1 protein-coding gene is annotated in these 442 nt (G+C 53.4%); it reads right to left on the reverse strand.

Annotation, left to right across the window (positions count from 1 at the left end; genetic code table 11):
* Nucleotides 1-38: 38 nt before the first annotated feature.
* The coding region (locus G1E_RS24295) for a low affinity iron permease family protein (RefSeq protein ID WP_047150180.1) at nt 39-442 on the reverse strand (404 nt) is incomplete at its 5' end.

The raw sequence follows: 442 nt of genomic DNA on the forward strand, positions 1-442 counted from the left end.
CTTGTTCGGAGTTTCCTTAATCAATCAAACCCCCCAGGCTAGCGTTGCTGATCGATATTTACGCGCTGCTCTCCATCCTCAGGAGCGCTTGGCTCCTGCAAATCCGCTTGACCGCAATTTTCAGCCATCGCGCGGTATTCCCTGCGCAGCGCTCGAAGCTCTTTGCTGTCCATATCTTCCAAATCCAAGACAGAACGTTGAGCCGACTTGGTGGCTCGAATCAGCTCGTCCAGCTTCACGTGGATGATGTCGTTATCCCTGTTCTGCGTGTTCTGGATCAGAAACACCATCAGGAAAGTGACGATCGTCGTAGAGGTGTTGATGATGAGCTGCCAGGTGTCGTTGTAGTGGAACCAGGGCCCTGAGATAGCCCATAACCCAATGAGCACCACGGCGATCAAAAATGTACTTGGCTTCCCCGACCGGTTGGCGAGCCATTGGC

It is taken from the genome of Pseudomonas sp. TJI-51 (genome assembly GCF_000190455.2).
In the GTDB taxonomy this organism is placed as follows: domain Bacteria; phylum Pseudomonadota; class Gammaproteobacteria; order Pseudomonadales; family Pseudomonadaceae; genus Aquipseudomonas; species Aquipseudomonas juntendi.